Here is a 25,647-nt window from a genome sequence, read left to right as displayed (position 1 = left end):
ATAATCACGCACGCTCCGGGCGACCCTGGCGAACTGGTCCTACGCGCCCTCCCTCGATGCTTGACTCAACGTGTGGCCCCAATGCCCAGTTACTCGCTCCGTATCCTGCTGGTGGAGGATCACCCGTTCCAACTCCTCGCCACCCAATGCCTGCTCAGAAGCTTCGGCTTCGCAAGACTGACGCCGGCCGAAAGCGCCGAGCAGGCGATCTGCTTGATGTCGCAGGCCGAGGTGCCTTTCGACATCATCTTGTGTGACCAATGCCTACCCGACTTACCGGGACTCGAACTGATTGAAATTGCCAGTCGCCGACGCTTTACCACGACCGCCATCCTGTTGAGCGGTTTACCGGTGGCGGAACTCGCCAGCCTGATAAGCCAAGCCATGGACCGTGGCCTGCCACTGCTTGGCTATCTATCGAAGCCGCTGAACAAGGATGAACTTGCACACTTGCTCTGCCCATTACTCAAGTTAAAAATGTAGGAATTAAACATCATGAGCCGACGAAAGACGACGGCACAGCATCAGTTAAATCCATGGCAGCAACCGTTAGCCTATTCACGTTCAAAGCATCGACGTAGCGCCTCACCAAGCCTCAGCAACTGGTAGGCTGCTACCTTTTTTAATGTAGGACTTTTCCTGTTTTATATCTACTCACCCCTCGACTCATGCTCCTCCCTCCTCTTCTGAGCTAATGTGCCCGCTTTATTTGCACTTGTACGGAATGTGATCATGAACTCAGTTTTTATTATCGATGACCACCCGGTTATACGGCTCGCCATCCGTATGTTGTTGGAACACGAGGGCTATAAAGTCGTGGGCGAAACCGATAACGGGTGCGACGCCATACAAATGGTACGCGAATGCCTGCCTGACCTGATTATCCTGGATATCAGCATTCCCAAGCTGGATGGCCTCGAAGTGCTCTGCCGCTTCAACGCCATGAACACCCCGATGAAAACCCTGATACTGACCGCCCAATCGCCCACCCTGTTCGCCACACGCTGCATGCGTTCGGGCGCGGATGGCTACGTGTGCAAGGAAGGCGACCTGAGCGAGTTGCTGAGCGCCATCCGTGCAGTGTTATCCGGTTACAACTACTTCCCCAGCCAGGCACTGAATACCAATGGTGTCGATAGCATCGAATCCCAGGAGCTTGAACTATTCAAGACCGTCAATGACCGGGAACTGATGGTATTGCAACTTTTTGCACAAGGACGAACCAACAAGGAAATTGCCAAGGGCATGTTTCTGAGTAACAAAACAGTAAGCACTTATAAAAAGAGGCTGATGCAGAAACTTCAAGCCAAGTCCTTGGTAGAACTTATCGAGATGGCAAAACGAAACGCGCTAGTGTGAGAAAGCGGATGCCCAGGCGTATAAAGGACTATCTGATTATATTGAGTGCCGGTTTGTGCTTCAGCACCGTGGTACTTGCGAACCCGCCAACGGGCCCGGAACATTTCGCCTTGTTGAGTCGTGCAGGCTCGGTTCAACTGGAAACCCACCTGAACAAGGCTCAACGCCAATGGCTGCAAAACAAGCGCGAGTTGGTGCTGGGTACTGCGGCGCCTGATTACCCACCTTTCGACCTCACGTCCAGCGGACGTGACTACGAGGGTCTCACCGCTGATTACGCCGGCCTGCTGGCCAAGGCGCTGGCCCTGCCGGTGAAAGTATTGCGCTACCCCTCTCGCGAGGCCGCGATCCGCGCGCTTGAAACGGGGGCTATCGATTTGCTGGGATCCTCCAACGGTTTTGAGGCGGCCAACCCAAACCTCACGCTGTCAGAGCCCTATGCGGTGGACCAGCCGGTCCTCGTCACCCGCGAAGGAGAGACCCGCAGCCTGACCAATGGCCTGGCCGGCATGCGCCTGGCGCTGGTCTACCACTACCTGCCCTTGCGCGAGGTGGAAAAACTGTACCCCAAGGCGACCCTGCGCGCTTATCCCTCTTATCAAAACGCCTTGAATGCGGTGGCGTTCGACCAGGCGGATGTATTCCTCGGCGATACCATTTCCACTCATTACATGATCAACAAGGGCTACCTGAAGAACATCCGCATGGCCAACTTCGGCAAACACGAAGCCTACGGGTTCAGCTTCGCCATGCCCCACCACCAGCAGACGCTCTTGAGCATTGTCGACGCCGTACTGACGGCCGTGCCCACCAATGAACGGGAAGCGATCGCCAAACGCTGGAGCGCCGGCAGCGATATCTTGCTGACCGACCAGAAACTGCAACTGACACAACGCGAAGAGCGCTGGCTACAGGAGCATCCGGTGGTCAAGGTGATCGTGAACGAGACCTTTGCCCCCCTGTCGTTCTTCGACGCCGATGGTAACTTCCGCGGCATTACCGCCGATCTGCTGGAACTGGTTCGCCTGCGCACAGGGCTGCGTTTTGATATTCAACGTGAGCGTGTCGTTCAGTCAATGATCGAACAGGTCGACACAGGGAAGGCCGACATCATTGGCGCCATCGTTCCCAGCACGGAACGGGAAGCCCGGTTGAACTTCAGCCGCCCCTACCTGGAAAACTCCTACGTGATGTTGACACGCAAGGAAAACCAGGCGGCGACCAGCCTGGAGGAAATGGAAGGCAAACGCGTGGCTGTCACTGAAGGCAGCCCAATTGCAACGTTCCTGCGCGAGCACTTCCCAACCATTCAAGTGGTCGAAACAGGCGACAATTTCAAAGCTGCCGAGTTTCTGGTGCAAGGACAGGTCGACGGTGCCGTGAACAGCTTGGTCATCGCCAACTATTACCTCTCGTCCTCCATGTTTCAGGACAAGGTCCAGATCAGTTTCAGTATTGGCACCACGCCGGCTAAATTTTCGCTGGCCACCTCACGTAACGCCACCGAACTCAGCTCGATTCTCGACAAGGCCATGCTGAGCATCGCGCCGGATGAGCTGGGGGTCATCAATAGTCGCTGGCGCGGTTACACCGCCGCCTCCGACAGCTATTGGCGCAACTATCACCAACTGATCGCGCGCATCATCATCGGCACCGGGCTTTTGCTGCTGATCTCCCTGAGCTGGAACGCCTACATGCGCCGTCAGATCAAGCATCGAAAAATGGCCGAGCGCGCCCTCAATGATCAGTTCGAGTTCATGCGGGCCTTGGTCAACGAAACCCCGCACCCCATCTACGTACGTGACCGTAAAGGCTTGCTGCAGACCTGCAACGACAGCTACTTGCAGGTGTTCAACGTCAAGCGCGAAGACGTGATAGGCAAAAGCGCCATCCAGATGAGCGCCGCCCTTGAAACCGATGCGGCGCAATACCATGCCGACTACCAGCGCGTGATGGCCGAAGGTAACCCGCTGATCCTGGACCGCACGCTGCATATCCAAGGGAAGAAGCTGACGATCTACCACTGGATCCTGCCCTACCGTGACTCGACTGGAGAGGTGCAAGGCATTATTGGCGGCTGGATCGACATCAGCGAACGACGCCAGCTGTTCGATGAAATCCGCGCAGCCAAAGAACGCGCCGACGAGGCCAACCGGGCCAAGAGCACGTTCCTCGCCACCATGAGCCATGAAATCCGCACGCCGATGAACGCGGTGATCGGCATGCTCGAACTCACCCTCAAGCGCGCCGACCAGGGTCATCTCGATCGCCCGGCCATCGAAGTGGCGTACAACTCGGCCAGGGACCTGCTCGAACTGATCGGCGATATCCTCGACATCGCACGCATCGAATCCGGCCGCCTGAGCCTCGCACCGGAGCGTGTCAACCTGCGGGAGGTGATCGAGTCGGTGGTGCGCGTGTTCGACGGCCTGGCACGCCAGAAAACCCTCAGCCTGTCGCTTGAGTTCAACCCCAACCTGGATGACACCGAAGTCTTGATCGACCCGCTGCGCTTCAAGCAGGTGCTGTCGAACCTGGTCAGTAATGCGATCAAGTTCACCGAGCGTGGCCAGGTGAAAGTCAAGGTCGAGGTGTTGCCCACCGAACTGGCGCAGCAGGTCGAGATGAAACTGGTGGTCGAGGACACCGGCATAGGGATCAGTCGGGATGATCAGTTGCGCCTGTTCGAGCCCTTTGCCCAGGCCGACAATTCCGGGCAGCTTGCCAGGAGCGGCGCTGGCCTTGGGTTGGTGATCTGCCGCAGCCTGTGCGCGATGATGGGTGGACAATTGAGCCTGAGCAGCGTGCCGATGGTGGGTACCCAGGTGCATATCAGCCTGAACATGACCCGTCTTCAGCCGGAACAGCCGGTGCTTGAATACAAGCCTGAGGCACCTGCAAGCGCGCCAGTGCTGAACGTGCTGGTCGTGGACGACCATCCCGCAAACCGCTTGCTGATGTGCCAGCAACTGGGCTACCTGGGGCATCAGTTCAGCGCCGCCCAGAATGGCGCCGCCGGTTTCCAGGCCTGGCGCCAGGAGCGTTTCGACTTGGTGATCGCCGACTGCAACATGCCCATCATGAATGGCTATGAGCTGAGTCGCTCGATCCGCGAATACGAACAGCGCGAACAGCTGGCGCCCTGCGTGGTGCTGGGGTTTACCGCCAATGCCCAGCCCGAAGAGAAGCAACGTTGTGCCGACGCGGGCATGAACGACTGCCTGTTCAAACCGATCAGCCTCACGGCACTGGAACGGCAACTGGCAAAGATCGCCCCGCAAACCACTGACCTGCACCTGGACCTCGGCAACTTCGAGGCCCTTACCGGTGGCGATCCACAGTTGAGCTGGCGTTTGCTGGAAGAACTGCTGAGCAGCAGTCGGCATGATCGCCAGGAACTGGCGGCGCTGATCAGTGCACACGCCCCGCTCCAGGAGATCACCGAGCAGGCCCACAAAATCAAGGGCGCTGCACGCATTGTTCAGGCAACCCCACTGGCTGGGCAGTGTGAAACCCTTGAACAGGCGTGCGCCCGTGAGGATGACTGGGCGGTGATCGAAGCCGGGGCAAAAGCCCTGGAAAAACTCATGCTGGAACTGGAGAGGTTGCTGCAAGGGCAGCTTCACGGCCTGGAGGGACAGTAAGGGGCGCAGGCCGCCCCTCCCGTGATCAGCAGTCGGTCAAGCGCAGGAAGATCGCCGCCAGCTGTTCGATACCCGCCTGGTCCTGGACGGTGAAACGCGCCAACGACGGGCTGTCGAGGTCAAGGACGCCAATCAGTTGGCCGTCCTTGACCAACGGCACCACCAGCTCGCTGTTGGACGCGCTGTCACAGGCGATATGCCCTGGAAACGCATGCACATCCTCCACGCGCTGGGTCTGCCGCGAGGCGGCCGCTGCACCGCACACGCCACGGCCAAACGGAATGCGCACGCAGGCGATCTGGCCCTGGAACGGGCCGAGCACCAGCTCTTCGTTACGGTTGAGGTAGAAGCCAGCCCAGTTCAAGTCGTCCAACTGGTTGAACAGGAACGCGGAAAACTGCGCACTGTTGGCAATGAAATCCCGCTCATCGGCCAGCAGCGACTCCAGTTGCGCACAGAGCATGGCGTAGCCATCAAGGCCAGTGCCAGCGCTTTGTAGATCGATCATGGTTGCAGCTCCAGCAATTTGAGGCCTACCCAGTAACGGGCGAATTGATACGCGCAACGACCGTTGCGGTTGCCGCGACCGGTGGCCCAGCGCACAGCCAGGATGTCGAGGGCTTCATCGCGTTGCCACTGCAAACCGGCCTTGCTGGCCAGCTCGCCGATCCAGTGCTCCACCACATCCAGGAAATGTTCTTGTGTGAAGGGGTAGAACGACAACCACAAGCCGAATCGGTCGGACAGGGCAATCTTGTCTTCCACTGCTTCGCTCGGGTGCAACTCGCCGTCCACGCGTTTCCAGTTGTCGTTGTCGCTCTGGTTTTCCGGCACCAGATGACGGCGGTTGGAGGTGGCGTACAGCAGCACGTTTTCCGGGGCCTGCTCCAAGGAGCCGTCGAGCACACTCTTAAGCACGCGGTAATCGCTTTCACCGGCCTCGAACGACAGGTCGTCACAGAACAGGATAAACCGCTGCGGCAGCTTGACCAGTTGTTCAACCACGCGTGGCAGGTCGGCCAAATGGTCGCGTTCGATTTCGATCAGGCGCAAGCCAGCCTTGGCATGCTGGGCCAGCAAGGCACGCACCATGGAGGATTTGCCGGTGCCACGCGAACCCCACAGCAGTGCATGGTTGGCAGGCAGGCCGTCGATGAATTGCTGGGTATTGCGCGCCAGTGTTTCACGTTGCTTGTCCACACCGATCAGGTCGGACAGGCGCATCTCCAGGCTTACATCCAACGGCAACAGGAAACCCGTGCGGCCTTCACGCTGCCAGCGGGCAGCCAGGCAGTGGTTCCAATCGATGGTTTGGCGGGGCGCGGGTAACAAGGGTTCCAGGCGGGCGAGCACTGCATCGGCCCTTTCAAGAAACGCATTCAATCGAGCATCCACGATTATTCCTCTGGCAAGTTCTTGCAAAAGATGGCGTATTGGCAACCCTGCGGCAGACCGCACGAGGCTGCGTAAAAAAACGATTCATGCCGGGTAAGCCAGAGCCTGTGGATGTTCAGCTATGCTTGCCGGGCGAAGGGAAACGTGAAGTGGTTCAACACTCGATGGATATCAAGTTCGCCCACCGCTTGTCTTATAAACAAGCCAGATTGACTGTGCTGGTCGGTTTCGTCTTGGGAACCTTGCTCAGCCTGATCCAAATCGGCATTGATTATGCCAGCGAAGACGCATCCATCAACCGTGAAATTCGCTCGCTGATCGAAATCAGCCACAACCCCGCCTCACGCATCGCCTACAACATCGACGCCGAACTGGCCCAGGAACTGGCCCTGGGCCTGCTGCACTCCCCCGCCATCATTCATGCCCAGTTGATCGACAACAACGGCGTGGTGCTGGCCGATGTCGACCGCCCACGTAAGGAGAGCACCTACCGACCTGTCAGCGATTTCCTGTTCGGCGCCAACCGTCAGTTCGAAGACCGGCTGTTCCTTAATCACATGCCCAACGAGTCCCTCGGGGTGCTGCGCCTGGACGTCGACACCTATGCCTTTGGCAGCCGTTTCCTGCGCCGTGCCGAGATCACCCTGCTCAACGGTTTTGTCCGCAGCCTGTTGCTGACCGGCATCCTGTTGGGCTTGTTCTACGTGATGCTGACCCAGCCGCTGGTGCGCATCATCCGCGAGCTGAGCAACCGCCGGCAGGCACGCCTGGATTGCCCGCCCGGCCACGAGCACGATGAGATCGGCGTGCTGGTGAACGTGGCCAACCAGCAGTTCGAAAACATGGAGACGGAGATCCAGCAACGCCGCCACGCCGAAGATCGGTTGACCGAATACTTGGGACAACTGGAAGACATCGTGTCCGCCCGCACCCTGGAGCTCAAGGCCAGCAACCAGCGGTTGAGCCAATCCAACGATGAGTTGGAAGCGGCAAAGATGCACGCGCTGGGCATGGCCCAGGCACGGGCGGCATTCCTCGCCAACATGAGCCACGAAATCCGCACACCGCTCAACGGCCTGCTGGGGATGATCGCGCTGTCACTCGACAGCCCGCTCAACGCCGAACAGCGCCAGCAACTGTCCATCGCCCATGACTCAGGCAAAGTGCTGGTGGAGTTGCTCAACGATATCCTCGACCTGTCCAAGTTCGACGCTGGCCAGTTGGAGTTGGAGCGCATCCCGTTCGACCTGGGTTCGTTGGTGGAAGACACTGCCAACCTGTTGTCACAGAACGCCGCGCCCAGCGTCGAACTGACGTGCCTGATCGACCCGCAGTTTCCGGCGCAGGTCCTGGGCGACCCGACCCGCGTGCGGCAGATCGTCAGCAACCTGCTGTCCAACGCCCTGAAATTCACGCGCTTCGGACGGGTGGATGTTCGCCTCAGCGCGCGGGAGGGCCAGGTACGCATCGAGGTCTGCGATACCGGCATCGGCATTGCGCAGGAAGCCCAGGTGAAGATCTTCCAGCCCTTCACCCAGGCGGGTGCCGGCATCACTCGCCAGTTCGGCGGCACCGGCCTGGGCCTGGCGCTGACGCACAACCTGTGTGAAGCGATGAAAGGCCGACTGAGCATCAGTTCGGAAGTGGGCTTCGGTAGCCAGTTTTGCGCCGACCTGCCGCTGCCAACCCATTTGCCCGCCGCCCAGCCACTGCCGCTCAAGGGTGAGGTCACCGTCATTACCCATGCCGGCAGCGGCCTCACTGAACTGCTGACCACCCTGCTGCCTCACTGGGGCCTGACACCTCGCTGCTACTCGCAAGATGATGACTTGAGCGGGCAAACCCCGGACCTGCTGATCACCGACTGCCCCGAGTGCCTGTTTCGCCTGCGCCCCACCCTCAACGCGCCGATCCTGCTGGTGACCGCCTATGGCAATTTCATGCCCAGCGAAGAAGTTGCGGCACTCGCACCGCTGCAACAACAGGCGCGCCCACTGAGCCGCAATGCGCTGTATCAGATCCTGCAACGTAACTTGCGCAGCGACGCACAACTGATCCTCGACCCGATCCAGATGGAGGCTGCCCCCTTGGCACACCGCGCGCGCATCCTGTTGGTGGAGGACAACCCGGTCAACCAACTGGTGGCCAAAGGCATGCTCAGCAAACTGGGGTGTGAAGTGATCGTCGCAGCCCATGGTGGCGAGGCGCTCAAATTCCTTGAGGAACAACGCTTCGACCTGGTGTTGATGGACTGCAATATGCCGGTGATGGACGGCTATGAGGCCAGTCGGCAGATCCGTCGCAGCGGACGCTGGCCAGACCTGCCGATCGTTGCCTTGACCGCCAACGCGCTGTCCGAAGAGCGCGAGCGTTGCCGGGCTGCGGGCATGAATGACTACCTGGCCAAGCCGTTCCGGCGTGAGGAACTCAGTGGCTTGCTGGAGCTGTGGGTGCCGAAGACGACAAGTCTCTGATCTGTCTAAGCAACTGGTCCAAGCCCTCGCGCAGCGCGTCAGCCTGGTTCAGGTCGATACCGCTGTCGCACAGCAGCCGCGTCTTGAGGCCATGAGTCTGGTCACGCAGCTGCACACCGGTTTCGCTCAGGCTCAAGTGCACTTCCCGCTCATCCTTGGCGCTGCGCTGGCGCCTGACCAGACTGAGTTGCTCAAGGCGCTTGAGCAGCGGCGTCAGCGTGCCGGAATCCAGCATCAAGCGCTCACCCAACGCCTTGACCGTGGGTTGCAGCGGCGTTGCGACGTGCCACTCCCACAACACCAACATCACCAGGTATTGCGGGTAGGTCAGGCCCAACTGATCAAGCATGGGCTTGTACGCGCGGGTCACCGCCCTGGAGGCGGCGTAGAGCTTGAAACACAGTTGATGGTCGAGCGCCAGGGAGACGGTCATTTGAGCAGGGCTTCGATCTCTTGGGTCAGGTCCTGCGGCTTGGTGGTCGGCGCAAAGCGCTTGACTACCTGGCCATCGCGGCCGATGAGGAACTTGGTGAAGTTCCACTTGATGCCCTTGGAACCGAGCAAACCCGGCGCCTGTTGTTTCAGTTGCACGAACAATGGGTGGGCGTCGCTGCCATTTACGTCGATCTTCTTGAACAGTGGGAAGCTGACACCGAAGTTCAGCTCGCAGAATTCGGAAATCGCGCCTTCGTTACCCGGTTCCTGCTTGCCGAACTGATTGCAGGGGAAACCCAACACCACCAACCCTTGATCCTTGTATTGCTGCCAAAGCTGCTCCAGGCCCTTGTATTGCGGGGTGAAACCGCACTTGCTGGCGGTATTGACCACCAGGATGGCCTTGCCGGCGAAATCGGCCAAAGTCTTTTGCTCCCCCTTGATGGTGGTGCAAGGGATGCTCAGCAGGTTGTTGCTCATGGCAATGCCTCAGTCTGGTGGAAAGAAGGATAAACATAGTAGGCAATTAAATTGTGTGCAATTGAATTGACCGGAATGATAGCCCGCTATAGGGCGCTCCCGCGTTATCCGCAGGAGCGCTGGCAGACCTAGCGCGGCACCAGGTCCAGGCACACCGAGTTGATGCAGTAACGCAGGCCGGTCGGCGGCGGGCCGTCCGGGAACACGTGCCCCAGGTGGGCATCGCATTTGGCGCAGGTGACTTCGGTGCGGATCATGCCGTGGCTGACGTCACGGATCTCGATCATCGCGCTGTCGGCAATCGGCGCGTAGAAGCTGGGCCAGCCGCAGCCGGAGTCGAACTTGGTGGTGGAGTCGAACAGCGGCTCGTTGCAGCAAATGCAGTGGTACACACCGTCCGTCTTGGTGGCGTTGTACTTGCCGCTGAAAGGTCGCTCGGTGCCCTTGAGACGGCACACGTTGTATTGCTCCGGATCGAGCATCGCCTTCCATTCTTCAACGGTTTTCTGCAACTTTTCCATCGGTACACCTCGGCAACTGAAAAAGCCTGATCTGTGTCTTTTCCATGGATCAGGCGGCACGTATGATTGCGCCTCTTCAAAACGCCAGTCTGGCACCCGCGCTACCGGCATTCAAACGTATTTATGGGTGCGGGCCCCGCAGGATTCGCAGTACGGTAGTGTCCCCACCGTCTGGATCGTTCATTTTCAGGATCACATCGCCATGCAGGTCAGCAAATCGAACAAGCTCGCCAACGTCTGCTACGACATTCGCGGCCCAGTGCTCAAGCACGCCAAACGCCTGGAAGAGGAAGGCCATCGCATCCTCAAGCTGAACATCGGCAACCCTGCGCCCTTTGGTTTCGAAGCGCCGGACGAAATCCTCCAGGACGTGATCCGCAACCTGCCCACCGCCCAAGGCTACAGCGACTCAAAAGGCCTGTTCAGCGCACGTAAGGCGGTAATGCAGTACTACCAGCAAAAGCAGGTCGAAGGTGTCGGCATCGAAGACATCTACCTGGGCAACGGCGTGTCCGAGCTGATCGTGATGTCCATGCAGGCCCTGCTCAACAATGGCGACGAAGTGCTGGTACCGGCGCCGGACTACCCATTGTGGACCGCCGCCGTGACCCTGGCGGGCGGCCATCCGGTGCACTACCTGTGTGACGAAGGCGCCGACTGGTTCCCGGACCTGGCCGACATCAAGGCCAAGATCACCCCGAACACCAAGGCCCTGGTGATCATCAACCCGAACAACCCGACCGGCGCGGTGTATTCCAAGGAAGTGTTGCTGGGCATGCTCGAACTGGCACGCCAGCACAACCTGGTGGTGTTCTCCGACGAGATCTACGACAAGATCCTCTACGACGACGCCGTGCACGTGTGCACCGCCTCCCTGGCACCGGACCTGCTGTGCCTGACCTTCAACGGCCTGTCCAAGTCCTACCGCGTGGCCGGCTTCCGCTCCGGCTGGATCGCCATCTCCGGCCCCAAGCACAACGCCCAGAGCTACATCGAAGGCATCGACATGCTGGCCAACATGCGCCTGTGTGCCAACGTGCCGAGCCAACACGCCATCCAGACCGCCCTGGGCGGCTACCAGAGCATCAATGACCTGGTCTTGCCCCAAGGCCGCCTGCTGGAGCAACGCAACCGCACCTGGGAACTGCTCAACGCGATCCCGGGCGTGAGCTGCGTGAAACCCATGGGCGCGCTGTACGCCTTCCCGCGGATCGACCCGAAGGTATGTCCTATCTTCAACGACGAGAAGTTCGTGCTCGACCTGCTGCTGTCAGAAAAGCTGCTGGTCGTCCAAGGCACCGCGTTCAACTGGCCGTGGCCGGATCACTTCCGCGTGGTGACATTGCCGCGTGTGGATGACTTGGAGATGGCCATTGGTCGCATCGGCAACTTCCTCAAGTCCTATCGCCAGTAACGCCAACGACGCTGTACGGCCGACAATCGGTCGTACAGCGAGTATCTGGCAACACTTCTCTGGCTCTCACTCGCTTCAGCACTGCGTCAACCTCTAAAAACCACCGCCCCCCTGTAATTGCAGGGCGGCAGGCCAACGGTGAATCGATCTAGCGGCCTTTTCCCTATCGGAAATTCCCTTCAAGGCTCTACATTCTGGCTGTAGGACACAGTTTGAAATAGTCGCTCGGTTGAATCACCCCATGCCGCACCTTATATACCCCGCAGTACGCGACATATTAAGCATGAGGAGAACTCTACAACCATGATGCGCATCCTGCTGTTCTTGGCCACTAACCTTGCGGTCGTGCTGATTGCCAGCATCACCTTGAGCCTTTTCGGCTTCAATGGGTTCATGGCGGCCAACGGGGTTGACCTGAACCTCAATCAGCTGCTGGTTTTCTGTGCGGTCTTTGGTTTTGCCGGCTCGCTGTTTTCGCTGTTCATCTCCAAGTGGATGGCGAAGATGAGCACCAGCACCCAAGTGATCACCCAGCCACGTACCCGGCATGAGCAATGGTTGCTGCAGACCGTCGAGCAGTTGTCCCGCGAAGCCGGTATCAAGATGCCCGAGGTCGGGATCTTCCCGGCCTATGAAGCCAACGCCTTTGCCACCGGCTGGAACAAGAACGACGCACTCGTTGCCGTCAGCCAGGGCATGCTGGAACGCTTCTCGTACGATGAAGTGAAGGCCGTGCTGGCCCACGAGATCGGCCACGTAGCCAACGGCGACATGGTCACCCTGGCATTGGTCCAAGGGGTGGTGAACACCTTCGTGATGTTCTTCGCGCGGATCATCGGCAACTTTGTCGACAAGGTGATCTTCAAGAACGAAGGCGGCCGCGGCATTGCCTACTTCGTCGCGACGATCTTCGCCGAGTTGGTGCTGGGCTTCCTGGCCAGTGCGATCACCATGTGGTTCTCGCGTAAACGGGAATTCCGCGCAGACGAAGCCGGTGCCCGCCTGGCCGGCACCGGGGCGATGATCGCAGCTCTGCAACACCTGCGCTCCGAACAAGGCCTGCCGGTGCATATGCCGGACAGCCTGACCGCCTTCGGCATCAACGGCGGTATCAAGCAGGGCATGGCTCGCCTGTTCATGAGCCACCCGCCGCTGGAAGAGCGTATCGACGCACTGCGTCGCATGGGCTGATAATCCGCAACGCAAAAAAAGGGGCGATTGAATCGCCCCTTTTTTGTGGCCGCGATCTACGCCCTGGTTAGCCGGTAGACCCGCTCATCAAGCTGCGTGACACCCTCCTGCACAAACTTCCAGCTCTCCTGCAGAACGTCTTGCTCTTGCAGCACTCTCAGGGTCCAGTCCGACCCGAACAGCACCTTCACCTCCTCATCCGTCACCGCAAAAGGCGGCCCGGCTTTTTGCGTCTGGTCGTAATCGAGTGTGATCAGCAGCCCCTGGCAACCCGACGGCAGCAAGCGGCTCAGCTGCTCGGCGTACTGCGCACGCATCAGCGGTGGCAAGGCAATCAGGGCCGCGCGGTCATATAATGCGGCGCACCCGATCAGGGCTTCGGCGTCCAGGGCAAAAAAGTCGCCGCACCATACTTCGATCAGGTCGGCCTGGTACACCGTAAAGGCATTGCGCCGAGTGATGCGTGGCACAAGGTTCTGCTCACTGAAAAACGCCTCGACGGCCTGTTCCGACAGCTCCACACCCATCACCCGCAACCCATGGCTGGCCAGCCACATCAAGTCCAGGCTCTTGCCGCACAGCGGCACCAATACCTTGGAGCCTTCGGCGAGCGCCAGCTGCGGCCAATGTCGTTGCAGGTAAGGGTTGACCTCGGGCAAATGAAAGCCGATCTGATTGCGCGCCCAGCGCTCCTGCCAAAATGTAGGCTCCATAGATCCTCCCAGTAATTCGATCAAATGGTGCTAAAACTTATATTAGATTTAGATCAATGATCTGATTGAAGATGGGCCCATGTTAACGCTCAGGACCCCACTTATGTTCCCCAGCCTGTTTATCTCCCACGGTTCGCCCATGCTTGCCCTGCAACCCGGTGCCAGTGGCCCGGCCCTTCAGCGTCTCGCTGCCGAGCTGCCCCGCCCGAAGGCCATCGTGGTGGTGTCGGCGCACTGGGAAAGTCATGAACTGCTCGTCAGCGGCAATGCGGCGCCCGAAACCTGGCATGATTTCGGCGGTTTCCCCCGCGAACTGTTTGCCGTGCAGTACCCGGCACCGGGCAACCCGCAACTGGCCGGGGAAATTGTCGAGCTGCTGAAGGCCGACGGCCTGAATGCGCGCACCGACGACCGCCGCCCATTCGACCATGGCACCTGGGTGCCCCTGTCGTTGATGTACCCGGAGGCCGATATCCCGGTGGTGCAGGTGTCGCTGCCCAGTGGCATGGGCCCTGCCCTGCAGACCCGGGTTGGGCATGCGCTGGCCAGCCTACGCGAGCAGGGCGTACTTCTGATCGGCTCGGGCAGCATCACCCACAACCTGGGCGAGTTGGACTGGCACGCAGGGCCTGAGAGCATCGAACCCTGGGCGCGAGACTTCCGGGACTGGGTGGTCGACAAGCTGGCCGCCGGCGATGAAGAGGCGCTGCACGACTATCGCCGCCAGGCGCCGAATGCCGTGCGCAGCCATCCTAGTGATGAGCACCTGCTGCCGCTGTACTTTGCGCGTGGTGCGGGAGGTGATTTCAGCATCACGCATCAAGGCTTCACCATGGGCGCTCTCGGCATGGACATCTATCGGTTCGGCTGACTGAGATCCAAATGTGGGAGCGGGCTTGCCCGCTCCCACATTTGACTGGGGGTTGATCCTAAATCGAGCAGGCAAAAAAAATCCCCGAACCAGTCGGGGATTTTTTATGTGCGATCAATCAGCCTAGGGGCGGATCAATCTTCGCGGTAGCGACGCAGCTTCAACTGCTTACCGGCAACGCGAGTGTCTTTCAGCTTGGCCAGCAGTTTTTCCAGGCCGTCTTCCGGCAGTTCCACCAGGGAGAAGCTGTCACGGACCTGAATGCGACCGATGGCTTCACGTGCCAGGCCACCCTCGTTGAGGATAGCGCCCAGCAGGTTCTTGGCAGCGATACCGTCACGCGCGCCCAGCGCGGTACGGCAACGAGCACGGCCTTCAGCCAATGGCACCGGAGCGCGACGCTCACGATCACCACGGTCTGGACGGTCGCCAGTACGCTCTGGACGATCACCGCGTGGCGCGTTGTTCGGAACCAGTGGGCGTTCTTTCTCGATGGCTGCCAGGGTCAGGGCTTGACCGTTGGTGGCTTTACGCAGCAGGGCCGCAGCCAGGGCACGCGGGGTGCAACCGATATCGGCGGTCAGGCGGTCCAACAGGTCGCCGTGGGTCGATTCAGCGTCAGCCACCAGCGGCGACAGGCTGTTGGTCAGTTTCTTGATGCGGGCATCCAGAACGGCCTGGGCATCCGGCAGGCGGACTTCGGCAACTTTTTGACCAGTAACACGTTCGATCACTTGCAGCATGCGGCGCTCACGTGGAGTCACCAGCAGCAGTGCACGACCTTCGCGACCGGCACGGCCGGTACGGCCGATACGGTGAACGTAGGACTCTGGGTCGTACGGCATGTCAACGTTGAACACGTGGGTGATACGTGGAACGTCGAGGCCACGAGCAGCTACGTCGGTCGCCACAACGATGTCCAGGCGGCCATCCTTGAGGGAGTCGATCACGCGCTCACGTTGGTTCTGGGCGATGTCACCGTTCAGCGCAGCGGCTTTGTAGCCTTTGGCTTCCAGGGCACTGGCCAGGTCCAGGGTGGCTTGCTTGGTGCGCACGAACATGATCAGCGCGTCGAAGTCTTCGACTTCCAGCAGGCTCAATACAGCCGAGGTCTTCTGGTCAGCGTGAACCAACAGGTGAGCCTGCTCGATCGCGGTAACGGTCTGAGTCTTGGTCTGGATCTTGACGTGCTCTGGGTCACGCAGGTGACGCTCGGCAATGGCACGGATCGACTGTGGCAGGGTGGCCGAGAACAGTACGGTCTGACGGGTCGGTGGCAGTGCCTTGAAGATGACTTCCAGGTCATCCATGAAGCCCAGCTTCAACATTTCGTCAGCTTCGTCCAGAACCAGGTGGTTCACGGTCGACAGTACTTTTTCGTCACGACGCAGGTGGTCGCACAGACGACCCGGAGTGGCGACAACGATCTGTGCGCCATTACGGATTGCTTTCAGTTGTGGGCCCATAGGCGCGCCGCCGTAAACGGCCACAACGGTAACGCCTGGCATTTGCTTGGCGTAGGTTTCGAAAGCGGTTGCTACTTGCAGCGCCAACTCACGGGTTGGCGCCAGGATCAGGGCTTGCGGTTCGCGCTTGGCAGGATCGATGCAGTGCAGGATAGGCAGGGCGAACGCGGCGGTTTTACCGGTACCGGTTTGCGCCTGGCCAATCATGTCCTTGCCGGCCATGATGATCGGGATCGATTGCTGCTGAATCGCCGAAGGTTCTTCGTAGCCGGTCGCGATGACGGCAGCGAGAATGTTCGGGTTAAGATTAAAAGCGGCGAAGCCGCCGGTTTCCTGGGTCATGGGTCTGCCTCTAAGTGCATCCGCAAAGACCCATGCTCCAAAGCTGCGCATGCCGTGTTGAGACTCAAGAGTCGCCCTGGCTGCTTTGTCGGCGGGGATTTGCGAAAACGAATGAATGAAAAAGATTCGTCAAGGGAGAGTCCGCTGTGCGGACGTGCAGCCGAAGCTGACTTCGGGGAATTGCGCTACCTAAACGCGGCCCGGTTAAAGGCCGGCGCGCACTATACCGGAAATAGCTGAAAAAGGGAGCTTTTTTTATCGGAAAGCACCGATAAACCGCGCTGTGTCACAGTCTTTGCAGATAACACCGGCAAGGTCTATTTTTCTAAGGCCCGGCCCTGTTGGTCATAACGCTTAAACGGTTCACCTGACCTTTCGAACCCTTTGGTCCGAAACCCTTCCCCGCGCCCGAGGGCACACCCGATGAATCAAGCCAGCAGCAGCCGCGTCAGCCGTGAACTCCAGGGCCATGTCTTGCTTTTAGGACTGGATCGGGTGGCCAAGCGCAACGCCTTCGACCTGGACCTGCTCAATGAACTGAGCCTGGCGTATGGCGAATTTGATCGAAATACCGACGCGCGGGTCGCCGTGGTGTTTGCCCATGGCGATCACTTCACCGCCGGGCTGGACCTGGCCAACGTCAGCAGCGTGATGGCCGGCGGCTGGCAGCCGCCTCTGGGCGGTTGTGATCCCTGGGGCGTATTTGCCGGCCCACGCGTGAGCAAACCGGTGATCGTTGCGGCCCAGGGTTACTGCCTGACCATCGGGATAGAGCTGATGCTGGCTGCCGATATCAATCTCTGCGCCAGCAACACGCGCTTCGCGCAGATGGAAGTACAGCGTGGGATCTTTCCGTTTGGCGGCGCGACATTGCGCTTTCATCAGATTGCCGGCTGGGGCAACGCAATGCGCTGGCTGCTCACCGGTGATGAATTCGACGCCCATGACGCCCTGCGCCTGGGCCTGGTGCAGGAAGTGATGGCCAGCGAAGACCTGCTGCCTCGCGCCGTCGAACTGGCCAACCGCATCGCCCGCCAGTCGCCGCTGGGTGTGCAGGCCACGCTGATGTCGGCGCGGTTGGCGCGGATGGAAGGCGAAACCGTTGCGGCAGCGGCGTTGCCGCCGATGGTGGATAAGCTGCTCAATAGCGAGGATGCCAAGGAAGGTGTACGGGCGATGATCGAGAAGCGGCCCGGCGTATTCAAAGGCCTCTAACTCAGGTCGCCGGGCGGATCGCCGTGATCAACGGCTGCAACGAATAACCCAATCGCGGTGCCAGGGCTTCGGCGCGAGCGGACAATGCCTGCAGGTCCACTTCCTGATCCAGCTCCGAAGGCACCAGCAAGATCACATTGCCCTCCTTCACCGGCAGTTCCCAATAATGCCGGTGATACAAACCACGCAACAAAGCAGCGCCCAGCGGTTTGCCATCATCGGTGGCCCACTGGTTGATCACCAGCCAGCCGCCGGGGTTGAGTTTCTTCTGGCAATTTTCCAGGAATGTCCAGGCCAAGTGCCCGACGCCAGGGCCGACATCCGTATACAGGTCGACGAAGATCAGGTCGGCCGGCTCTGCGGTCTCCAGCAATTGCAGGGCATCGCCAATGCGGATGTACAGGCGCGGATCATCGTCCAGCCCCAGGTATTCGATGGCCAGGCGCGGCACATCGGGGCGCAGTTCGATGGCTTCCACGTCTTCCAGCGGCAGGAACTTCAGGCACGCCTGGGTCAGCGTGCCCGCGCCCAAGCCCAGGAACAGCGCGCTTTCCGGCTGTTCATGGCACAACGCGCCGATCAGCATCGCGCGGGTGTAGTCGTACTCCAGCCAGCTCGGGTCAGCGGTGAACACACAGCTTTGCTCGATGGCATCGCCGAACTCGAGAAAACGGTAATCGGCCACTTCGAGCACACGGATCATGCCGAAGTCATCATGGACTTCAGCCAGCAGGCGCTCGACACGCTCCTCGGTCATCACTACTCCTAAAGGGTTTACCGCACAGCAAAGGCGCGATTGTCGGCCAACCGGCGGCAACAGGTCACGCACTAATTGCTGATAACATTGGCGCCCCACCGTCAATCAGCCAATCGAGTTCATGATGAGCCAACCCTGGAGCCCCGACAGCTGGCGCGCCCTGCCGATCCAGCAACAACCCCAGTACCCGGACGCTGCGCACTTGTTGCAAGTGGAGCAGAACCTGGCCAGCTACCCGCCGCTGGTGTTTGCCGGGGAAGCCCGCGAGTTGCGCCGTCAGTTTGCCGAAGTGACCCAGGGTCGCGCCTTCCTGTTGCAGGGCGGTGACTGCGCCGAGAGTTTTGCCGAATTCTCTGCCGCGAAGATCCGCGACACCTTCAAGGTGCTGCTGCAGATGGCCATCGTGATGACCTTCGCCGCCGGCTGCCCGGTGGTGAAAGTCGGGCGCATGGCGGGCCAGTTCGCCAAGCCGCGCTCGGCCAACGATGAAACCATCGACGGCATCACCCTGCCCGCCTACCGTGGCGACATCGTCAACGGCATCGGTTTCGACGAAAAAAGCCGCGTGCCGGACCCGGACCGCCTATTGCAGTCCTACCACCAGTCCACCGCCACCTTGAACCTGCTGCGCGCCTTTGCCCAAGGCGGTTTTGCCGACCTGCACCAGGTGCACAAGTGGAACCTGGACTTCATCGCCAACTCCGCGCTGGCCGAGAAGTACAGCCAACTGGCCGACCGTATCGACGAAACCCTGGCCTTCATGCGTGCCTGCGGCATGGACAGCTCGCCGCAACTGCGCGAAACCAGTTTCTTCACCGCTCACGAAGCACTGCTGCTCAACTACGAGCAAGCCTTCGTGCGCCGCGACAGCCTGACCAACGATTACTACGACTGCTCGGCGCACATGCTGTGGATCGGCGACCGCACCCGCCAGTTGGACGGCGCCCATGTCGAGTTCCTGCGTGGTGTGAACAACCCGATCGGGGTCAAGGTCGGCCCGAGCATGAACCCGGATGACCTGATCCGCCTGATCGACATCCTCAACCCGGACAACGACCCCGGCCGCCTCAACCTGATTGCGCGCATGGGTGCGGGCAAGGTTGGTGATCACTTGCCGGGCCTGATCCGTGCCGTGCAGCGTGAAGGCAAGCAGGTGTTGTGGAGTTCCGACCCGATGCATGGCAACACCATCAAGGCCAGCAGTGGCTACAAGACCCGCGACTTTGCGCAGATCCTGGGTGAAGTGAAGGACTTCTTCCAAGTACACCAGGCCGAGGGGACTTATGCCGGTGGGATTCATATCGAGATGACCGGGCAGAATGTTACCGAGTGCATCGGCGGCGCGCGGCCGATCACCGAGGATGGCTTGTCGGACCGTTATCACACCCACTGTGACCCACGGATGAATGCCGATCAGTCGCTGGAACTGGCGTTTCTGATTGCCGAGACCCTGAAACAGGTCAAACGCTGAACAACATAGCTGCCCTCAACCGGTCGGCACTGGGCCGCTGGCAATTGAGCTGGACCTGTTCCAGCCCGAGCCAGTCGGCCATTTGCAGCAGGTTCGACGCCAGCGCCGCCATCCCCTCATCATCCAAGCCTGGCTCTTCCTCATGCACGGCGTGCACCGCGAGGCGCCCGTTGGCGCGTTCGGCGCGCAGGTCGATGCGCGCCGCAATCCGCTCGTTGTGCAGAAACGGCAGCACGTAGTAGCCATACACCCGCTTGTCCTGCGGGGTGTAGATCTCCAGGCGGTAACGGAAATCGAACAGGCGCTCGGTACGGCTGCGCTCCCACACCAGCGAATCGAACGGCGACAGCAAGGCGCTGGCCGGCACTTTGCGTGGCACTTTCGGATCGGGCAGGCAGTACGCCGGTTGTTTCCAGCCTTGCACTTGGCAAACCCACAGTTGGCCGTCTTCCACCAGTTCGGCGAGACGGTTACGACTGTCGGCCGGATCGAGGCGAAAGTAATCGCGCAGGTCTTTTTCAGTCCCCACGCCTAATGCCGTGGCGCTGTGCAGTAACAAGCCACGTTGGGCTTCGGCTTCAGTCACAGCGATTTGAAGGATATCGCTGGGGATGACCCGCTCCGGCAAGTCGTAGAGCCGCTCAAAACCGCGTCGACCGGCAACCGTCACCAGTCCGGCGGCAAACAGCCATTCCAGTGCGTGCTTTTCATCGCTCCAGTCCCACCAAGGGCCGGCGCGCTCCTCACGGGTCGACAAACTGCCAGCCCCCAACGCGCCTTGTTGCTCGACAGTCTGCAACACCCGCTGAATGGTGGCTTGCTGCTCGCGGCCAAAACGCGCCATCTGCGAATAAATGCCCTGCCCCTGCTGCGCCCGCTGCATACGCCAACGCATCAACGGGTATAGTGCCATCGGCAGCAGTGAGGCCTCATGCCCCCAATACTCGAACAACGAACGCCGTCGACCCTGGCTCCAGGCAGCCTGTTCAAGGATTAACGGGGAGTAGTTGCCCAGACGGGAAAACAGCGGCAAGTAATGGGAACGTACCACGGCATTGACCGAATCGATCTGCAACACGCCAAGACGCTCGATCATGCGATTGAGGTGCGCAGCCTTGATCAGTGCAGGCGCCTGGCGCCCGGAAAAACCCTGGGCCGCCAGTGCCATGCGGCGTGCTTGCTTGAGAGAGAATGACAGTTCGGCGGGCATGGGGTTCTCCGTGTGGGCGCGCCGACTACCCTACTGCATCCGTGATCATTTTCGCAGCGGATCCTGCCAGAAATGCAGGTGGCGTTCATGCTCGACGTCACCGCGGCTGATGCCGATATCTTTGAGCGCATCATCACTCAAGGTTGCCAGCATCTGGCGCTCCTCATGCAGCGCCTGCCAACGGGCAATCTTGTGAAACAGCCCGGCAAACGGACGTTTCGCCATCAACACAAAACCTCTTTGACCTTTCATCTTCTCGCCCTCCAGTGGGGATGGCGCAAGTGTGTGCCTGGGCTTAAGATCAATCCAACGAATGTTTCTTATGCAATACATCTCAGAGATTGATCAATTGTCCAGCTTCCCGAGCATCGACACCGAAGTGCTGCGCACCTTCGTCGCCATCGCCGACCAGGGCGGTTTTACCCGCGCGGGTGAATTGGTCAACCGCACGCAATCGGCGGTGAGCATGCAGATGAAGCGCCTCGAAGAAGACGTGTTGCAGCGCAAGCTGTTCGAGCGCGAAGGCCGCCAGGTGCGGCTGACGCCTGAGGGCCAAGTGTTGCTGGGTTATGCGCGGCGTATCCTGAAGCTGCACAGTGAGGTGTTCAACACCCTGCGCGAGCCGCATATGGTGGGCCTGGTGCGCATCGGCACGCCGGATGACTACGTGATGCGGTTCCTACCAGGGATTCTCAAGCAGTTTTCCAAGGCCTACCCGCTGATCCAGATCGAGATGCACTGCGAGGCGTCCACGGTACTGATGCAGCGGCGGGATTTGGCACTGACCGTTGTCAGCCGCGAGCCTGGCAATGAGATCGGTGAACTGTTGCGCACGGAGCGCATGGTGTGGGCGGCAGCGCCGTGTTTTTGCACTGAAGAACACGACGCTCTGCCGCTGGCGATGTCCGGTACTGCCTGCCTGTATACCCAGTGGGCCTGCTCGGCACTGGACGCGGCCGGACGCGATTATCGTCTGGCCTACCATAGCTCCAACGTGTCGGCGATCCAGGCCGTGGTCAATGCGGGCCTCGCCGTGATGGTCAGCATGGAGAGTCTGGTAACCGAAGACCTGCGCATACTTGGCCGCGACGAGGGTTTCCCGCCGCTGCCATCCATGAATCTGCATCTGCTGCGTAACACGCGGATGAACTCGCCCATCACCGATTGCCTGGCGGAATACATCATCGAAGGGTTCAGACTTTAAAGGTCAGCATCACTGCGCACACCACCAGAAAGCCGCAGAACAGGCCGCGCAGTACGCGTTCCGGCAGCGCATGGGCGACTTTCACGCCCCAACTGATACTGAGCAGACCACCGACGGCCAAGGGCACGCCGATCATCCAGTCCACCTCTTGGTGCCAGGCGTAGGTGACCAGCGTCACGCCGGTACTCGGCAATGCCAGGGCCAGGGACAGGCCTTGGGCAACCACTTGGGTGGTGCCGAACACGCTGGTCAGCACGGGCGTCGCGACCACCGCGCCGCCGACGCCGAACAAGCCGCCCATGGAGCCAGAGGCTGCGCCGAGCACCCCGAGCCACGGCCAGGAGTAACGCATCTGCGCCGTCGGCGGTGCGTTGCGGGTGAACATGCGGACCAAGTTGTAGGCCGAAAGCGTCAGCAGGAAGGCAATAAAGCCGATGCGCATTGCGCCCGCATCCAGGCCGACCGCCCAGATCGACCCGAGCCAGGCGAAACTGAACCCCATCACGCCCAACGGCAGCGCATGACGCAGCTCGATACGGTTGCGCTGGTGATAGCGCCACAGCGCGAGCATCACGTTGGGCACCACCATGACCAGTGCCGTGCCTTGGGCCAACTGTTGATCGAGGCCGAACAACACGCCCAGCACCGGGATCGCGATCAGCCCACCGCCAATGCCAAACAGGCCGCCCACTGTGCCGAGGGCCGCGCCCAATACCAGGTACATCACTAAATCCAACACCGCTTGTTACTCCGCAATCCCAGGCCTTGCATGCTACGCAGTCGGCTCTGGCGCGGAAACGCACAGCAACGCACAATGGCTGTGCCAATTTCGCATAAGCGACTATTCGATGAACCCGAATACCCTGACCGATCAACTGAGCCTGTTTCTCGATGTCTTGGAAACCGGCAGTTTTTCCGCCGCCGCACGCCGGCATCCGCTGACGCCCTCCGCGGTGGCGCGGCGGATCGACAGCCTGGAAAGTTCGGTGGGCAGCCGCTTGTTCCAGCGCAGCACCCACGCGGTGGTGGCAACCCCGGCGGGGTTGGCCTTTGCCGAGCGGGCGCGGCGGATCGTCAGCGAATTGCAGTTGGCACGGGCCGAAGCCGTGTCTTTGAGCCATGCCCCGGAGGGCCTGATTCGGGTGGATGCGCCCGCAGCATTCGGTCGACGGCACCTGGCGCCAGTGATTGCCGACTTCCTGAACGTCTACCCCGGGCTGGATGTGCACCTGCATCTGATCGACAGCTTTGTGGACATGCAAGGCGCACACCTGGGCAAGGTTGACCTGGTGCTGCGTGCGGGGCATCTCGTCGACACACGCTTGATCGCCACGCCTCTGGCGAGCATCGTGCGCGTCGCCTGCGCCAGCCCGGCCTACCTGAAAAGCCGAGGCACGCCCAGCCACCCTCGCGAGCTGAGCGAACACGACGGGTTGGACTGGGACGGCCTGGCGCCCACATTCGCCTGGCGCTTCGAGCTGGATGGACGCCGCGCCACCTACCGCCCGCGCCGCATCCGCATGAGTGCGAATAACGCCGAAGCCTTGCTGTCCGGTGCCCTGGCCGGACTGGGCATTGCCCACCTGCCCACGTGGCTGGCCAGTGAATACTTGGTGCGTGGCGAACTGCTGCCGCTGTTTTGCGAAAATGGCCTGCCCAGCCCGGAAACCACCGGGATCTATGCGCTGCGCCTGGAACAGCAACCCAATGCACGCAGCCGCTTGTTGTTGGAATACCTCAAAACCCGTTTCAGCCCGGTGCCGCCCTGGGACCTGGCCTTGCAAAGTGGCTTGGTCTGACCGCTCGGACAAAATTATCTGGCGCATTAAAGATTTGCCCGCTAGATTCCAGCCCAGATACGTTTTCCGGAGGCACCGTCATGAGCAAAAACCCCGATCCTTGCGAATCCCTGATGCTGGACAACCAGTTGTGCTTCGCCCTGCACTCTACCTCGCTGCTGATGACCAAGGTCTACAAGCCACTGCTGCAAGCGCTGGGCCTGACCTACCCGCAGTACCTGGCCATGATGGTGCTGTGGGAAGAGGATGGTTTGACCGTCGGCGAAATCAGCAGTCGCCTGCTGACCGATCCGGGTTCGCTGACACCGCTGCTCAAGCGCCTGGAAGCTGAAGGCCTGCTCAGCCGTACTCGCAGCCGCGAAGATGAACGCGTGGTGGTCGTGGAGTTGACCGACGCCGGCCGCGCCCTGCAGGACAAGGCAATGGGCATTCCCCAGTGCATCCTCGGTGCCAGCGGCCTGGAACTGGAGCAATTGCGCAAGTTGCAAGGTGACCTGATTGCCTTGCGCACCAACCTGCAAGGCAGCCTTTAACCTCTCCCATCAAGGGCGTCGCGTCCGCGGCGCCCGCAGAAAATGACCGTTCGTCCCCGCCTCAGAATATTTTTATAAATTTATCTTGCGCGCAAAACATTAGCGCTATACATTCGCTTCACCAACTACTTAGCGCGCAAATATTTAGCGCTAATAACCAAGAGGAAAACCCCATGCAAACGCTCTATACCGCAGTAGCTACCGCCACCGGCGGCCGTGATGGTCGTGCTGTTTCCAACGACAACATCCTCGACGTCAAACTCTCCACCCCCAAAGAATTGGGCGGCGCCGGTGGCCAGGCCACCAACCCTGAGCAACTGTTTGCTGCCGGTTACTCGGCCTGCTTCATCGGCGCCCTGAAATTCGTCGCCAGCCAGACCAAACGCAAAATCCCGGATGACGCCTCGATCACCGCCCACGTCGGCATCGGCCAGATCCCCGGCGGTTTCGGCCTGGATATCGACCTGCACATCAGCCTGCCCGGCCTGGCTCAGGACGACGCGCAAAGCCTGGTCGACGCCGCTCACCAAGTCTGCCCGTACTCCAACGCCACCCGTGGCAACGTCGATGTACGCCTGCACGTGACTGTCTAAATGACCTCGGCCGCCCCTGGATCACTAACGCCTTTGCTGCGACCGGTGAAGTCGAACACAACACCCAGGCTTTTCTGGATGTGTTGAACGCCGGCACCGGTAAACCGATGGAACAACTGACGCCCAAGGACGCCCGTGCCGTACTGACCGGCGCCCAGGCCGGTGTGAAGCTGACCTTGCCAGCCGCAGAGGTGAGCCAGAAGACCATCCAGGTCGATGGCAAGCCGCTGGACCTGACCATCGTGCGTCCGGCCGGGGTCAAGGGCACATTGCCGGTGTTCATGTTCTTCCACGGCGGCGGCTGGGTACTGGGCGATTACCCGACCCATGAACGCCTGGTGCGGGACTTGGTGGCGGGTTCGGGGGCGGTGGCGGTGTTCGTCAACTACACGCCTTCGCCGGAAGCGCACTACCCGGTGGCGATCAACCAGGCCTACGGCGCTACAAAATGGGTGGCCGAACATGGCCAAGAGATCAACGTCGATGGCAAGCGCCTGGCGGTCGCGGGCAACTGTCTAGTCCTGAAATAGGTTTACACCTGTTTCAGTCTCAAAACGCCC

The 25,647-nt window shown here is 60.3% G+C and carries 24 protein-coding genes and 1 pseudogene; 14 read left to right on the top strand and 11 right to left on the bottom strand.

The features are described from left to right. Nucleotides 1-81: 81 nt before the first annotated feature. From H096_RS21655 to H096_RS21645, 3 genes are all read left to right on the top strand, one after another. The gene (locus H096_RS21655; RefSeq protein ID WP_033901392.1) at nucleotides 82-483 is read left to right on the top strand and encodes a response regulator; all 402 of its coding nucleotides are present in this window, start codon (nucleotides 82-84) and stop codon (nucleotides 481-483) included. 249 nt (nucleotides 484-732) lie between these two features. Then, nucleotides 733-1,359 (top strand): response regulator transcription factor, encoded by a 627-nt coding sequence (locus H096_RS21650; RefSeq protein ID WP_033901391.1) that lies wholly within the window; start codon nucleotides 733-735, stop codon nucleotides 1,357-1,359. A gap of 8 nt (nucleotides 1,360-1,367) precedes the next feature. Then, nucleotides 1,368-5,003, top strand: coding sequence for a transporter substrate-binding domain-containing protein (locus H096_RS21645; RefSeq protein WP_082461711.1), 3,636 nt, complete (start codon nucleotides 1,368-1,370; stop codon nucleotides 5,001-5,003). Between the two features lie 25 nt (nucleotides 5,004-5,028). Here the strand turns inward: H096_RS21645 and H096_RS21640 are convergent, their stop codons facing one another. Both H096_RS21640 and H096_RS21635 read right to left on the bottom strand, forming a co-directional pair. Then, nucleotides 5,029-5,511 (bottom strand): GAF domain-containing protein, encoded by a 483-nt coding sequence (locus tag H096_RS21640; protein WP_033901389.1) that lies wholly within the window; start codon nucleotides 5,509-5,511, stop codon nucleotides 5,029-5,031. Next, on the bottom strand, nucleotides 5,508-6,398 hold the full coding sequence (locus H096_RS21635) for an ATP-binding protein (protein ID WP_033901388.1): 891 nt from the start codon (nucleotides 6,396-6,398) through the stop codon (nucleotides 5,508-5,510). Before H096_RS21635 ends, H096_RS21640 begins: the two co-directional genes overlap by 4 nt. A 164-nt stretch (nucleotides 6,399-6,562) precedes the next feature. Here H096_RS21635 and H096_RS21630 point away from each other — a divergent pair, with 164 nt between their 5' ends. Further along, complete coding sequence (locus tag H096_RS21630) at nucleotides 6,563-8,872, top strand: response regulator (RefSeq protein ID WP_033901387.1); 2,310 nt, start codon at nucleotides 6,563-6,565, stop codon at nucleotides 8,870-8,872. Here the strand turns inward: H096_RS21630 and H096_RS21625 are convergent. The 3 genes from H096_RS21625 to msrB form a co-directional block, all read right to left on the bottom strand. Next, a complete protein-coding gene (locus H096_RS21625) occupies nucleotides 8,826-9,305 on the bottom strand; it encodes a MarR family transcriptional regulator (RefSeq protein WP_033901386.1) in 480 nt (159 codons plus the stop codon). The two genes, H096_RS21630 and H096_RS21625, sit on opposite strands and share 47 nt — an antisense overlap. Next, complete coding sequence (locus H096_RS21620) at nucleotides 9,302-9,787, bottom strand: glutathione peroxidase (RefSeq protein ID WP_033901385.1); 486 nt, start codon at nucleotides 9,785-9,787, stop codon at nucleotides 9,302-9,304. The genes H096_RS21625 and H096_RS21620 overlap by 4 nt, the downstream gene beginning before the upstream one ends. 128 nt (nucleotides 9,788-9,915) lie before the next feature. Then, complete coding sequence (msrB, locus tag H096_RS21615; protein ID WP_033901384.1) at nucleotides 9,916-10,308, bottom strand: peptide-methionine (R)-S-oxide reductase MsrB; 393 nt, start codon at nucleotides 10,306-10,308, stop codon at nucleotides 9,916-9,918. A gap of 202 nt (nucleotides 10,309-10,510) precedes the next feature. On the opposite strand from msrB, the gene H096_RS21610 reads away from it, so the two are divergent. Both H096_RS21610 and htpX read left to right on the top strand, forming a co-directional pair. Further along, nucleotides 10,511-11,722 carry a pyridoxal phosphate-dependent aminotransferase gene (locus H096_RS21610; protein WP_033901383.1) on the top strand — a complete coding sequence of 404 codons (1,212 nt, stop codon included), beginning with the start codon at nucleotides 10,511-10,513 and terminating at the stop codon, nucleotides 11,720-11,722. Between the two features lie 303 nt (nucleotides 11,723-12,025). After that, on the top strand, nucleotides 12,026-12,913 hold the full coding sequence (htpX, locus tag H096_RS21605; protein ID WP_033901382.1) for a protease HtpX: 888 nt from the start codon (nucleotides 12,026-12,028) through the stop codon (nucleotides 12,911-12,913). Nucleotides 12,914-12,969: 56 nt separating this feature from the next. On the opposite strand, the gene H096_RS21600 is transcribed toward htpX, so the two are convergent. Then, the gene (locus H096_RS21600) at nucleotides 12,970-13,626 is read right to left on the bottom strand and encodes a thiopurine S-methyltransferase (RefSeq protein WP_033901381.1); all 657 of its coding nucleotides are present in this window, start codon (nucleotides 13,624-13,626) and stop codon (nucleotides 12,970-12,972) included. A 103-nt stretch (nucleotides 13,627-13,729) separates the two neighbouring features. Here H096_RS21600 and H096_RS21595 point away from each other — a divergent pair, with 103 nt between their 5' ends. Next, nucleotides 13,730-14,497 (top strand): class III extradiol ring-cleavage dioxygenase, encoded by a 768-nt coding sequence (locus H096_RS21595; RefSeq protein WP_033901380.1) that lies wholly within the window; start codon nucleotides 13,730-13,732, stop codon nucleotides 14,495-14,497. A 134-nt stretch (nucleotides 14,498-14,631) separates the two neighbouring features. On the opposite strand, the gene H096_RS21590 is transcribed toward H096_RS21595, so the two are convergent. Further along, nucleotides 14,632-16,305, bottom strand: a complete 1,674-nt coding sequence (locus H096_RS21590; protein WP_017734403.1) for a DEAD/DEAH box helicase — start codon at nucleotides 16,303-16,305, stop codon at nucleotides 14,632-14,634. Nucleotides 16,306-16,728: 423 nt separating this feature from the next. Here H096_RS21590 and H096_RS21585 point away from each other — a divergent pair, with 423 nt between their 5' ends. After that, nucleotides 16,729-17,520 (top strand): crotonase/enoyl-CoA hydratase family protein, encoded by a 792-nt coding sequence (locus tag H096_RS21585; RefSeq protein ID WP_033901379.1) that lies wholly within the window; start codon nucleotides 16,729-16,731, stop codon nucleotides 17,518-17,520. 1 nt (nucleotide 17,521) lies between these two features. Here the strand turns inward: H096_RS21585 and H096_RS21580 are convergent, their stop codons facing one another. Then, the gene (locus H096_RS21580; RefSeq protein WP_033901378.1) at nucleotides 17,522-18,277 is read right to left on the bottom strand and encodes a spermidine synthase; all 756 of its coding nucleotides are present in this window, start codon (nucleotides 18,275-18,277) and stop codon (nucleotides 17,522-17,524) included. Between the two features lie 124 nt (nucleotides 18,278-18,401). Between H096_RS21580 and H096_RS21575 the strand changes: the two genes are divergently transcribed. Then, on the top strand, nucleotides 18,402-19,748 hold the full coding sequence (locus H096_RS21575) for a 3-deoxy-7-phosphoheptulonate synthase class II (RefSeq protein WP_016975387.1): 1,347 nt from the start codon (nucleotides 18,402-18,404) through the stop codon (nucleotides 19,746-19,748). Here H096_RS21575 and H096_RS21570 read toward each other — a convergent pair. Beyond that, nucleotides 19,738-20,958 (bottom strand): winged helix-turn-helix domain-containing protein, encoded by a 1,221-nt coding sequence (locus H096_RS21570; protein ID WP_033901377.1) that lies wholly within the window; start codon nucleotides 20,956-20,958, stop codon nucleotides 19,738-19,740. The genes H096_RS21575 and H096_RS21570 overlap by 11 nt on opposite strands. A gap of 45 nt (nucleotides 20,959-21,003) precedes the next feature. After that, nucleotides 21,004-21,210 carry a DUF1127 domain-containing protein gene (locus H096_RS21565; protein WP_033901376.1) on the bottom strand — a complete coding sequence of 69 codons (207 nt, stop codon included), beginning with the start codon at nucleotides 21,208-21,210 and terminating at the stop codon, nucleotides 21,004-21,006. A 70-nt stretch (nucleotides 21,211-21,280) separates the two neighbouring features. On the opposite strand from H096_RS21565, the gene H096_RS21560 reads away from it, so the two are divergent. Beyond that, the gene (locus H096_RS21560) at nucleotides 21,281-22,162 is read left to right on the top strand and encodes a LysR family transcriptional regulator (protein WP_033901375.1); all 882 of its coding nucleotides are present in this window, start codon (nucleotides 21,281-21,283) and stop codon (nucleotides 22,160-22,162) included. Here the strand turns inward: H096_RS21560 and H096_RS21555 are convergent. Beyond that, nucleotides 22,152-22,901 (bottom strand): sulfite exporter TauE/SafE family protein, encoded by a 750-nt coding sequence (locus H096_RS21555; RefSeq protein WP_016975383.1) that lies wholly within the window; start codon nucleotides 22,899-22,901, stop codon nucleotides 22,152-22,154. The genes H096_RS21560 and H096_RS21555 overlap by 11 nt on opposite strands. A gap of 109 nt (nucleotides 22,902-23,010) precedes the next feature. Between H096_RS21555 and H096_RS21550 the strand changes: the two genes are divergently transcribed. From H096_RS21550 to H096_RS21535, 4 genes and pseudogenes are all read left to right on the top strand, one after another. Next, the gene (locus H096_RS21550; RefSeq protein ID WP_033901374.1) at nucleotides 23,011-23,961 is read left to right on the top strand and encodes a LysR family transcriptional regulator; all 951 of its coding nucleotides are present in this window, start codon (nucleotides 23,011-23,013) and stop codon (nucleotides 23,959-23,961) included. Between the two features lie 80 nt (nucleotides 23,962-24,041). Continuing rightward, nucleotides 24,042-24,494, top strand: coding sequence for a MarR family transcriptional regulator (locus H096_RS21545; protein ID WP_033901373.1), 453 nt, complete (start codon nucleotides 24,042-24,044; stop codon nucleotides 24,492-24,494). 173 nt (nucleotides 24,495-24,667) lie between these two features. Continuing rightward, nucleotides 24,668-25,087 (top strand): organic hydroperoxide resistance protein, encoded by a 420-nt coding sequence (locus H096_RS21540; protein ID WP_010211852.1) that lies wholly within the window; start codon nucleotides 24,668-24,670, stop codon nucleotides 25,085-25,087. A 20-nt stretch (nucleotides 25,088-25,107) separates the two neighbouring features. Beyond that, nucleotides 25,108-25,599 (top strand): annotated as a pseudogene (locus H096_RS21535) (alpha/beta hydrolase fold domain-containing protein); the annotation flags it as partial. Nucleotides 25,600-25,647: the final 48 nt, after the last annotated feature.

Origin of the sequence: Pseudomonas sp. FH1, assembly GCF_000510895.2 — a bacterium.
Classification (GTDB): domain Bacteria; phylum Pseudomonadota; class Gammaproteobacteria; order Pseudomonadales; family Pseudomonadaceae; genus Aquipseudomonas; species Aquipseudomonas azotoformans_A.
This window is presented reverse-complemented; position numbering and strand designations above follow the sequence as displayed.

Bases quoted from the DNA above. Each gene is read 5' to 3' on its own strand.
- H096_RS21650 (WP_033901391.1), top strand. From the start codon at position 733: ATGAACTCAGTTTTTATTATCGATGACCACCCGGTTATACGGCTCGCC.
- H096_RS21560 (WP_033901375.1), top strand. From the start codon at position 21,281: ATGCAATACATCTCAGAGATTGATCAATTGTCCAGCTTCCCGAGCATC.
- H096_RS21545 (WP_033901373.1), top strand. From the start codon at position 24,042: ATGAGCAAAAACCCCGATCCTTGCGAATCCCTGATGCTGGACAACCAG.
- H096_RS21565 (WP_033901376.1), bottom strand. From the start codon at position 21,210: ATGAAAGGTCAAAGAGGTTTTGTGTTGATGGCGAAACGTCCGTTTGCC.
- H096_RS21655 (WP_033901392.1), top strand. From the start codon at position 82: ATGCCCAGTTACTCGCTCCGTATCCTGCTGGTGGAGGATCACCCGTTC.
- htpX (WP_033901382.1), top strand. From the start codon at position 12,026: ATGATGCGCATCCTGCTGTTCTTGGCCACTAACCTTGCGGTCGTGCTG.
- H096_RS21600 (WP_033901381.1), bottom strand. From the start codon at position 13,626: ATGGAGCCTACATTTTGGCAGGAGCGCTGGGCGCGCAATCAGATCGGC.
- H096_RS21575 (WP_016975387.1), top strand. From the start codon at position 18,402: ATGAGCCAACCCTGGAGCCCCGACAGCTGGCGCGCCCTGCCGATCCAG.
- H096_RS21570 (WP_033901377.1), bottom strand. From the start codon at position 20,958: ATGCCCGCCGAACTGTCATTCTCTCTCAAGCAAGCACGCCGCATGGCA.
- H096_RS21645 (WP_082461711.1), top strand. From the start codon at position 1,368: ATGCCCAGGCGTATAAAGGACTATCTGATTATATTGAGTGCCGGTTTG.
- H096_RS21540 (WP_010211852.1), top strand. From the start codon at position 24,668: ATGCAAACGCTCTATACCGCAGTAGCTACCGCCACCGGCGGCCGTGAT.
- H096_RS21625 (WP_033901386.1), bottom strand. From the start codon at position 9,305: ATGACCGTCTCCCTGGCGCTCGACCATCAACTGTGTTTCAAGCTCTAC.
- H096_RS21590 (WP_017734403.1), bottom strand. From the start codon at position 16,305: ATGACCCAGGAAACCGGCGGCTTCGCCGCTTTTAATCTTAACCCGAAC.
- H096_RS21585 (WP_033901379.1), top strand. From the start codon at position 16,729: ATGAATCAAGCCAGCAGCAGCCGCGTCAGCCGTGAACTCCAGGGCCAT.
- H096_RS21630 (WP_033901387.1), top strand. From the start codon at position 6,563: ATGGATATCAAGTTCGCCCACCGCTTGTCTTATAAACAAGCCAGATTG.
- H096_RS21640 (WP_033901389.1), bottom strand. From the start codon at position 5,511: ATGATCGATCTACAAAGCGCTGGCACTGGCCTTGATGGCTACGCCATG.
- H096_RS21610 (WP_033901383.1), top strand. From the start codon at position 10,511: ATGCAGGTCAGCAAATCGAACAAGCTCGCCAACGTCTGCTACGACATT.
- msrB (WP_033901384.1), bottom strand. From the start codon at position 10,308: ATGGAAAAGTTGCAGAAAACCGTTGAAGAATGGAAGGCGATGCTCGAT.
- H096_RS21580 (WP_033901378.1), bottom strand. From the start codon at position 18,277: ATGACCGAGGAGCGTGTCGAGCGCCTGCTGGCTGAAGTCCATGATGAC.
- H096_RS21550 (WP_033901374.1), top strand. From the start codon at position 23,011: ATGAACCCGAATACCCTGACCGATCAACTGAGCCTGTTTCTCGATGTC.
- H096_RS21595 (WP_033901380.1), top strand. From the start codon at position 13,730: ATGTTCCCCAGCCTGTTTATCTCCCACGGTTCGCCCATGCTTGCCCTG.
- H096_RS21620 (WP_033901385.1), bottom strand. From the start codon at position 9,787: ATGAGCAACAACCTGCTGAGCATCCCTTGCACCACCATCAAGGGGGAG.